Raw genomic sequence first — 7,746 nt, 5'->3', positions numbered from 1 at the left:
CCGCACCACACAACGGATCATGCAATCCGAAAATCACCATCAGATCCACGGCCAGCCTCGGGACATACTTCCCAAACAGGCCCTAGTACTAAGAGCTTTTGATCATTCTTAGAAAAATCTAGTTGGTCGTAGTAGTAGGGGGTGTGGATACTGGGGATAACCGCTGTTTCCGCAGGTCAGAGGGGTTGTCGGCCGGTGCAAATCTTGTGGGTGGATCTGTGCATGCGCGCAGTGGTTATCCCCAGGCCCGATCTGCGTCCACAAGGACCACGTTGTCCCTCCACAGGCCTTCCCCGAGTTGTCCACAGGCTGTCCACTGCCACTCCACCGTTCCGACCGCAGGCTGTCCACAACGTTTTCCACAAGCTGTGGGCGGAACCACCCAGTGGGCTCGGTGCGGTTGTCCCCGGTTGTCCCCGGTTGTCCGTGGTCGTTCGGGGGAGTCCTGCCCCGCGGCGTCCGGTCCATGCGCCATGTGTGACACCCGGCGAGGCGTCACGCCCCGCCGTCGGGCGGCAGCCATCGGTCCGCAGGACCGTTCCGGCCGGGGGAATAGGAAGGAACCGTGCTGCCCGGCGGTGGGCAGCGGCGGTGGCAGCGGGCAGCGGCGCTAGGCCTGCCGGGCCTGCAGACGGATGCGGTTCGTCAGCTCGGTGACCTGGTTGTAGATCGCGCGTCGTTCCGCCATCAGACCGCGGATCTTGCGGTCGGCATGCATGACCGTCGTGTGATCCCGACCCCCGAAGTGCTGGCCGATCTTCGGTAGCGACAGGTCGGTCAGCTCCCGGCACAGGTACATCGCGATCTGACGGGCGGTGACCAGCACGCGGCTACGTGAGGTGCCGCACAGGTCCTCCATCGAGACGCCGAAGTACGCCGCCGTTGCGTTCATGATTGCGGCGGCCGTGATGTCGGGATTGCCGGCATCGGGGATGAGATCACGCAGCACGATCTCGGCGAGCGTGCGGTCGACGTGGGACTTGTTCAGGCTTGCGAAGGCCGCGACCCGGATCAGCGCCCCCTCCAGCTCACGGATGTTGCGCTCGATGTGCGTGGCGATGTATTCGAGGACGTCCGGAGGTACCGGCAGGCGCTCCGTGGCCGCCTTCTTCGACAGGATGGCGATGCGCGTCTCGAGGTCGGGCGGGGTGATGTCGGTCATCAGTCCCCACTCGAAGCGGCTGCGCAGCCGGTCCTCCAGGGCCGAGAGCTGCTTGGGCGAGCGGTCGGAGCTGATCACGATCTGCTTCTCGCCGTCGTGCAGGACGTTGAAGGTGTGGAAGAACTCCTCCTGCGTCCGCTCCTTGTTCTCCAGGAACTGGATGTCGTCGACGAGCAGGACGTCGATGTCACGGTAGCGCCGCTGGAACGCCTGCTGGCGGTCGTCCCGGATCGAGTTGATGAAGTCGTTGGTGAATTCCTCGGAGCTCACGTACTTCACCCGCATGTTCGGGTAGAGCTTGAGTGCGTAGTGGCCGATCGCGTGCAGAAGGTGAGTCTTGCCGAGCCCGGAGTCCCCGTAGATGAAAAGCGGGTTGTAGGCCTTCGCGGGTGCCTCGGCGACGGCCACCGCTGCCGCGTGGGGGAACCGGTTGCTGTCGCCGATGACGAACGTCTCGAAAATGTAGCGGGGGTTTAGCCGGGCCTGGGCCGGTTCGGTCTCGTGCGGCGCCGCATCGCGTCCGAGACCCGCGCTGACCCGTACCGGTGGTGTTCCCTCGGTGGCGTCGGGGAAGGGCAGTTCGCCGTTCACCAGTGCCGTCGGTGCCGGTGCCGGTGCCGGAGCGGCTGATGCCGGGGCCGCCGACGAGCCCGGTCTCGCCCCCGGCACCGGGGTTGCGGCGGTGTCGGTCGATCCCGATCCGGCACCCGCGTTCAACGCCGAACCGGAGGCGGGGCCCGAGCCCTGACCCGGTGCGGTGTCGCCTCTGGCGTCCACCGGCCGTACGATCCGGATCGGTCCGCTCATCGGTTCCGGATCAGGCAGGTGTTCGACGGTGACCGCGACCCTGATCTCCCGCCTATAGGCTGTGGACAACGCTGTGGACAAGAAGGGGCGCAGGCGCGAGTCGAGGAGATCCTTGGTGAACTCGTTCGGCGCGGCCAGCAGAGCCGTGTCCTGGACGAGCCCGAGGGGGCGGGTCAGCCGCAGCCAGGCACGCTGCTGGGCGGACAGCGTGCCGTCGGCGACCCCGGCGACGGCCTGGCTCCACACCGCGGCCAGGTCCGGGTCACCCGAAGGTTCGTCCCCGAACGGCAGACCGGCGACGGAGTCGGCGCGGAGGTTGGACACGGGGGCTCCTCGGGCAGTTCGGTACGGTTTGCGGGTGGTGCTGCTCCCCGCGTGCTGGAGGTGCGTCGCGGCTGATGCGGCTGGTGATGTGGTCCCCGGCCACCGAGCGACCGAGGGGCCTCGTCGCGATGGTTCTCCACATCGTCGTCCACAACCTGTGTATGGACACGACACGGCATGCGGCGTGGCGCAACCGGCTCATTCCCGGGGATGAACCTGTATCAGTGAGGTCATTTGAATCCGCTCCAGGTCCCCCCCGTTCCGCCCTGGCCCCTCCGCCGACCGCCCTCTCCACAGGCGTTTTCCACAGGTCAGGGTGCACCGAGCCGGTCGTTCTCACCGAGCGCGGGCATACCTGACGTGGTCTGGTGCCCGCCCCGAGTGAGACGTTGCCACCAGGATCGTAAGGTGCGGCCCGAGCCGCCGTGCCGGGGCCGGAACGTACCCGCGGCGGCCGGGCCGCGTCCCTGCCCCATCGTCGGAGGCGCCGAGGGCCCGCTGCGGCAGTGTGGCATTCCACGGCCGCCGGACGGATGCCGGCTAGCCGCGGCCGCGGCCGCGGTGCGCTCGCGTCTTGGCGTTCGGTGTAGTGCCGTTGTGGCAAGGTCGGCCTGGTGGCGACCGGGCGATGGCCGGATGACGGTGGTGCGGCCAGCCGCGGCCGGCGGGCACGGGGTCGGCGGATCGCCGAAGGTCCCCCCTGCCCGGCAGTGATCCCTCGCCGCCGGACCGTCCGAGGCACCGCCCTGTGTAGGCTAGGCCGAACCGCGGTGTTAGACCGCTTCGTTTGTCGTGGGATCTGCTTGCCCGGGCCGTGTGGTGCGGCCCACTCCCCCCTCGGCGGCGAAGATCACCGCCCGCGTCCATCTTGCAGACGGAGTTCTCACGTGAGTAAGCGCACCTTCCAGCCGAACAACCGTCGGCGGGCCCGCACGCACGGGTTCCGACTGCGCATGCGGACTCGCGCGGGCCGCGCGATCCTGTCCGCCTGCCGTCGTAAGGGCCGCAGCGAGCTCTCCGCCTGACGGCGGGTTCCCGCTGGTCCTGCTGGTACCCCTTGCCGGTCATGCTTCCTGAGGGCTCCCGCGTCCGAACCCGGGACGAATATGCCCGGGTGGGGACTACGGGTCGGCGAACCCGATCCGGCCCGCTTGTTGTCCACAATCTGTGGACAACAAGCGGCGATCCGGCACGGGCCGGCTTCGTGGTCGGCCGTCGGGTGGGGAAGGCGGTCGTGCGTAACAGGGTGCGGCGCCGGTTGCGGGAACAGGTACGGGTTCGGCTGGACACGCTCGCGCCGGGGACGATGCTGGTCGTGCGTGCGCTGCCCGATGCGGCGACGGCGAGCTCCGCGGAGCTCGGCCGTGCGCTGGACGCCGCGCTCGCCAGGGTGGCCCGGCCGGCGGATGCCAGGCGCCCGGATGGGCGTGGACGATGACCGCCGGGACGGTGCTGGTCGTGCTGCTGGCCACGGCGGCCGTCGTCGACCTCCTGCTGGCCTCCCGGATGGTGTGGCGCCGCCTGCCGCGGGTCGCCCGCAACGCCGACGGCGCGGTACGCGGTCCCCTGGCCTGGACCTTTACCGGGCTCGTGCGGCTCTACCGAGCCGGCTGGTCGGCCCGCAACGCCGGCATGTGCCGGTTCGAGCCGTCCTGTAGCGCCTACGCGCTGGCCGCGGTGCGGCGCCACGGGGGTATGCGTGGCGGTGCCCTCGCCGTCGCCCGGTTGCTGCGCTGCCAACCGTTTGCGGCCGGCGGGTACGACCCCGTGCCGGGAACGGATCCGGCTCCGGGAATCGTTCGGAGACCCAGGGGCGCGATGGCCGACCCCGGCAGGTCTCCCGACGGTCGGAGCGCGGGCGATCCGGTCGTCGCCGTACCGCCCGTCCACAGGCATGGTCCTCCGTCTCCCAGCCGGGGGGCGCGGGCCGAGATCGCCGGTTCCGGTCGCGGACCGTGGGTGTGAGGAGTCAGACTGTTGTTGGATCCCCTATACCACCTCGCGGCGAACGCGATCGTCTTCTTTCACCAGGGATTCGCGCCGATCTTCGGTGCTGCCAGTTTCTTCTCCTGGGCCTTTTCGGTCGTCCTGCTGGTCGTCTGCGTCCGTATTCTGATCTTCCCGCTGTTCGTCAAGCAGGTGAAGTCGCAGCGGACGATGCAGGTGATGCAGCCCCGGATCAAGGAGATCCGGGAGAAGTACGGGCACGACAAACCCCGCATGCAGCAGGAGATGATGGCGCTGCAGCGGGAGCATGGAAACCCGCTTCTCGGCTGCCTCCCGATCTTCCTCCAGATCCCGCTGTTCATCGCGCTGTTCCACGTGTTCACCCACCTGGCGCCGATGAACGAGGGCCCGAACCACTCGCTGGTCTGGCGTCCCCGGGTCGGGCTCTCCGCGGACCAGGTGGAGCAGATCGCCTCGGCCAAGGTGTTCGGCATCTCGTTGGCGAGCAAGTTCACCTCCGATGGCGATTTCTCGCGCTTCCTCGGCGTCGACAGCACGCACGTCAGGATTCTCGCGATCGTCCTGATCGTGCTGATGGGTCTTACGACCTTCCTCACGCAGCGCCAGATCATGGCCCGCACCGGGCCGGTCGACCCGCAGCAGGCGATCATGCAGAAGGCGCTGCTCTACGGCTCCCCGCTGATGCTCGCCTTCTTTGGTTTCCGTTTCCCGATCGCCGTGCTGCTGTACTGGCTCACCACCAACCTGTGGAGCATGGGCCAGCAGTTCTTCATCATGAAGAAGATGCCGCCGATCAAGACCGAGGATGCGAACGGCCGGCTGCCCGGTGCCCGTCCGGCCGCCGACGGCGCCGTCACCCCCGCTCGGCCGGCTCCCGGTGTCCGAGCCGGGGCGAAGTCGAAGAACCGCCCCCGGTCTGCCTCGGTGACCCCGACCAAGGGCGGCGATTCCGGTGCCGCGGCGGCCGGTCGGACGTCCTCGACGGCTCCCCCCGGCACCCGGTCCCGTAACGGCACCTCGACCGCGACCCGTACTGCGGTGACTCCGAAGGCGGCGGTGACCCCGAAGAGCGGTAAGGCGGGGGCGCCGGCCGGTCCCGGTGCCAACGGCGTCTCGGGCGGTGGCGTCTCGGACAACGGCGTCGCCGCTACCACGGCCGCATCCACGGAGCGGAGCGCGGAGGCGAAGACCAGCGCGGCGGGCCGCAGGAACGCCCCGGGCGAGAATGCCGGGCAGAGCGCGGCGAGCGGGCCGACGGCACCCTCCGACGGGGAGAGCACGCCCCGGCCGGCACCCGTACCCGCCGGAGTGCGGCGCCAGGTCGGCGGCTCCCGACCCGCGAAACGGCGCGGCAAGGGCAAGCGGCCCGGTGGGCGGCGTTGATCCGGGAGACGCCGTTCCCGACCAACCGACCAACCGACCGACCGGCAGGCAGGCAGGCTGCCGACCCGATTTCGTCATCGAGTGGCGGCATCCCGTAATCTCTGCTCCGCCGCCCCCGTTCCCCTGGAGAGTCGCTGATGACCGGTTCGGCACCTGAACTGGCTGTGGATGGAGCCGGAGTCTCCGACGAGCACGCTCCCTCGGACGAGACTGCCGGCACGGAGGATCGGCGTCTGTCCGATCTCGAGTTGGAAGGCGAGATCGCCGCCGACTACATCGAGGGTCTGCTCGACATCGTCGACATGGACGGTGACCTCGACCTCGACGTCGAGAGCGGCCGCGCCGTCGTCGCCGTGGTAGGCGAGGGGCTGGACAAGCTCATCGGGGCGGGCGGCGAGACGCTGGAGGCGTTGCAGGAACTGACCAGGCTCGCGGTGCTCCAGAAGACGGGCACCCGCAGCCGTCTCATGCTCGACGTCGGCGGCCATCGCGCTCGGCGGCGGGTCGAGCTTCGCAAGATTGCGATCGCCGCGGCGTCGCGCGCCATCACGCGTGGTGAGCCGGAGAAGCTGGCTCCCATGACGCCGTTCGAGCGCAAGGTGGTGCACGACACCGTTGCCGGGATCGACGGCGTGCACAGTGAGTCCGAGGGCGAGGAACCCGGCCGCCGGGTGGTCATCCTTCTCGGCTGACCGGCGCCGACCGATGGCGGGTCGGTGGCGGCCGGCGCGTTCCGCCGTGCTGGCCGCCGCTGTGGGTGTCGGCTTGGCGGCCGTGCTCGGCATTCTGCATGCCTATCTGACCAGACCCTTCTGGTACGACGAGATCTGGCGCGCCCACTTCGTCAGCGAACCGGCGTCCTCGTTCTGGCCGGAGCTGACCGTCGCCAACACCCCCTCGGCGCTGGGTTGGTTCGGCCTGACCCGGGTGGCCGGCGAGGTCCTCGGCTGGCACAGCTGGTCGCTCCGGCTTCCCGGGTATCTCGCCGTGCCCTTGCTCGGTGCCGCGATCGTCCTGCTCACCCGCCGTTTCACCGGCCTGGTCGCGGCGGTGTTCGCCACGTGCTGGCTGTGCCTGAACGTGACCTTCCTGGATCTCGCGACCCAACTCAAGCCGTATTCCGTCGAGGCGCTGGCCGCCGTCTGCATCGTCCTCGCCTGGTCGACCGGATCATCTCCGCGGCCCTCGCTGTCCCCGCGGCCCTCGCTGTCCCCGCGGCCTGAACCTGTCACCGGCGGGTTCTCCCGTGCCCGGCTCCTGCGACGCACCGCGGCGGGCCTGTTGGCCCTGACCGCCGTGCCCGGGATCTTTCTGGTGCTGCCGTTGGCGACCGCGGAGGTATGGCGCGGTCCGGCGCGGCGTTGGCGACTGGTGGAATGCCTGCCCGCGGTCGCCATCAGCGTGGCGCACACCGTGTTCTTCATCGGGCACCAGTCCAGTCAGCGTCGCGGCGACTACTGGGATCGCCAGTTCATCGCCGGTCGTGGGCCGGTCGAGGCCGTACGCTTCATCGTCGATCAGATGCGAGCCTTCATCACCGGTATGCCGCCCGGCATCGACCGGTTCGACCCGAGCCTCATCCATGCGACGGTGTCCGGGGGGCCGGTTGTCTCGGTGCTGCTCGCCGTGGCGGTGTCGATCGCCGGCCTGACCGGCGTCCTCGTGCTGGCACGACGACCGGACGGCAGGCTGCTCCTCACCGCGCTCGGCGGAGCCCAGGTGCTGATGCTGGGAGCGAGCGCCGCGCGGTACTGGCCGTTCGGGCCGACCCGGACCAACCTCTTCGTCGTGCCGCTGATCGTCGTTGTGATCGTGGTGGGCACCCGGCGGCTGGTGGTCCTGTTCGTGGCGGCGGTGCGACCTCGTATCCCCGCCGTCGGGCCTCAGCCGGCCGTACCGACACTGATGGCCGCGACCCCGACCCTCCCTACCGGAAGGACTGTCACCGAGCAGTCACGATTGGATGTTTCCGGTGTCTCGCCGACGTCGAGCGCCGGCGCGAACACGATTTCTCCGACCGCCGTGCTGCCGTTGGCCGGCCTCGCAATGATCATCTTGCTTGGTGTCCCGCTCCTGGGAACCTCGCTGTCGGGAAGCGGGCA

The 7,746-nt window shown here is 69.3% G+C and carries 7 protein-coding genes; 6 read left to right on the top strand and 1 reads right to left on the bottom strand.

Annotated features, from left to right (window positions below):
* Positions 1-610: 610 nt before the first annotated feature.
* The gene (gene dnaA, locus ACY45C_RS09525; protein WP_462187262.1) at positions 611-2,293 is read right to left on the bottom strand and encodes a chromosomal replication initiator protein DnaA; all 1,683 of its coding nucleotides are present in this window, start codon (positions 2,291-2,293) and stop codon (positions 611-613) included.
* Between the two features lie 887 nt (positions 2,294-3,180).
* On the opposite strand from dnaA, the gene rpmH reads away from it, so the two are divergent.
* The 6 genes from rpmH to ACY45C_RS09495 form a co-directional block, all read left to right on the top strand.
* A complete protein-coding gene (rpmH, locus tag ACY45C_RS09520) occupies positions 3,181-3,318 on the top strand; it encodes a 50S ribosomal protein L34 (protein ID WP_462187261.1) in 138 nt (45 codons plus the stop codon).
* Positions 3,319-3,359: 41 nt separating this feature from the next.
* Positions 3,360-3,731, top strand: coding sequence for a ribonuclease P protein component (gene rnpA, locus ACY45C_RS09515; protein WP_462187260.1), 372 nt, complete (start codon positions 3,360-3,362; stop codon positions 3,729-3,731).
* Complete coding sequence (yidD, locus tag ACY45C_RS09510) at positions 3,728-4,258, top strand: membrane protein insertion efficiency factor YidD (protein WP_462187259.1); 531 nt, start codon at positions 3,728-3,730, stop codon at positions 4,256-4,258. The genes rnpA and yidD overlap by 4 nt, the downstream gene beginning before the upstream one ends.
* 12 nt (positions 4,259-4,270) lie before the next feature.
* Positions 4,271-5,644: a membrane protein insertase YidC gene (gene yidC, locus ACY45C_RS09505; protein WP_462187258.1), complete on the top strand. Its 1,374-nt coding sequence runs from the start codon at positions 4,271-4,273 to the stop codon at positions 5,642-5,644.
* A gap of 137 nt (positions 5,645-5,781) precedes the next feature.
* On the top strand, positions 5,782-6,336 hold the full coding sequence (locus ACY45C_RS09500) for a Jag family protein (RefSeq protein WP_462187257.1): 555 nt from the start codon (positions 5,782-5,784) through the stop codon (positions 6,334-6,336).
* Positions 6,337-6,349: 13 nt separating this feature from the next.
* Positions 6,350-7,746 (top strand): hypothetical protein (locus tag ACY45C_RS09495; RefSeq protein WP_462187256.1); only part of this gene is annotated, 1,397 nt, incomplete at its 3' end.

This window comes from Frankia sp. CcWB2, assembly GCF_977927585.1.
The sequence above is the reverse complement of the archived record's forward strand: the minus strand, read 5'-3'. Positions and strand labels throughout refer to the sequence as shown.